Origin of the sequence: Sphingomonas sp. Leaf10 (assembly GCF_001421245.1) — a bacterium.
In the GTDB taxonomy this organism is placed as follows: domain Bacteria; phylum Pseudomonadota; class Alphaproteobacteria; order Sphingomonadales; family Sphingomonadaceae; genus Sphingomonas.
Genome location: NZ_LMKE01000031.1, coordinates 213,894 through 215,502, shown reverse-complemented (window position 1 = coordinate 215,502; position 1,609 = coordinate 213,894). Strand labels below are relative to the sequence as shown.

Sequence of the window (1,609 nt, the reverse complement as noted above, 5' to 3'; positions counted from 1 at the left end):
GATCACCCTCGACATATTCCTCGCCAGAAAACGCCTGTTGAGTCCGAGGTGAACACTCCCCGCGCAGGCGGGGGTCCAGAGCCAAGCAAAACAATGGCCTGCGCGTGGGACCCTGGGCCGCCGCCTGCGCGGGGGGGCGGGTCAGCGCTCAGATCAATCGTGCCCCGGCCCCAGGCTCGGGTCCAGATCGCGCGGGCGGACGAACGTGACCAGATGCCCGCAGCCATCGCACGCACTGCCCCAGTCGCCGTCCAGCTCCAGCACCGCGACGCTGGCAGTCGGAAATTTCTCCTCGACCGTGCCGCGCAGCGGGTTGCTCTCGGCCGACAGCAGCAGGACCAGATCCTCCAGCCCCGGATTATGCCCGACCAGCAGCGCGCGATCGACCGTCGCGGGCAGGGCACGGATGGTGTCCAGCAACGTCCCCTCGGAAGCGAGGTACAGCGCGCGGTTGCTCTGTTCGTCGGGCAGCGTGCCATAGCCGCGCCGGAAATGGTCGAGCGTCTCGACGACCCGCGTCGCGGGACTGGCGACCAGATGGTCGAACTTTAGGCCCAGTTGCCGCACATGCGCGCCCATCGCCGTCGCGGCGCGCGCACCCTTCGCGTTCAGTGGCCGGTCGAAATCGCGCACGATGGCATCGTCCGAGCTCGACTTGGCGTGGCGCAACAGCGTCAGCTTCTTCATGGCAAGGGCTCCATCGGCAGGGCATCCGCCCCATGCCCCACTTCTTTACCCAAGGAAAGGGCACGCACGACCGCTTCGTCCAGCGTGCAGCGGATGACCGGTGTCCCATCGGGGAACGCACCCAGCAGCCGCGACGGCATTGCCGCCGACAGCAGCACGAACAGCCCGCGATCGTCCGCCCGGCGGATCAGCCGCCCGAACGCTTGCGCCAAGCGCGCGCGTACCATCCGGTCGTCATAGGCGCTGCCACCCCCGGCCAGCCGTCGCGCCGCGTGGAGTACGCCGGGCTTCACCCACGGCACCCCCTCCATCACGACCATCCTGAGCGAATGGCCCGGCACATCGACCCCGTCGCGTAGCGCATCGGTGCCGATCAGCGAGGCGCGGGGGTCGTCGCGAAAGATATCGACCAACGTACCGGTGTCGATCGGGTCGACATGCTGCGCATAGAGCGGCAGTCCGTCGCGCGCCAACCGGTCGGCGATGCGGGCATGGACCCCGCGCAGCCGCCGGATCGCGGTGAACAGCCCCAGCGTGCCGCCCCCTGCCGCGACGATCAGCCGACCATAGGCGTTGGCGAGCGCGGGCAGGTCGCCACGCTTTACATCGGTGACGATCAGCACCTCGGCCTGTTGCGCGTAAGCGAACGGGCTGGTCGCCGCGAAATGCGTCGGCTGGCGCATCAGGTGCGGCGCGCCGACCCGCGCATCGGCCACGTCCCAGTCGCCGCCTGCGCGCAGCGTCGCCGACGTCACCAGCACACCATGCGCGGGTTTCAGTACCGTTTCGGCGAACGGCCGGCTGGGGTCGAGCCAATGGCGGTGCAGCCCCATGTCGTACTCGCGCCCCTCGACCCGGTCGACCGTCATCCAGTCGACGAAGTCGGGATCGACCGGCCCGCCGACCCGCGCCAGCAGCCGCC

The 1,609-nt window shown here is 69.5% G+C and carries 2 protein-coding genes; both read right to left on the bottom strand.

The window, feature by feature from the left end; genetic code table 11:
- Window positions 1–153: 153 nt before the first annotated feature.
- Window positions 154–687, bottom strand: a complete 534-nt coding sequence (locus tag ASE59_RS16285) for a SixA phosphatase family protein (RefSeq protein ID WP_056458667.1) — start codon at window positions 685–687, stop codon at window positions 154–156.
- Window positions 684–1,609 (bottom strand): helicase C-terminal domain-containing protein (locus ASE59_RS20770; protein ID WP_321163234.1); only part of this gene is annotated, 926 nt, incomplete at its 5' end. The genes ASE59_RS20770 and ASE59_RS16285, both read right to left, overlap by 4 nt.

Excerpts from the sequence above, each read along its gene's own strand:
- ASE59_RS16285 (WP_056458667.1), bottom strand. The coding sequence starts at position 687 with ATGAAGAAGCTGACGCTGTTGCGCCACGCCAAGTCGAGCTCGGACGAT.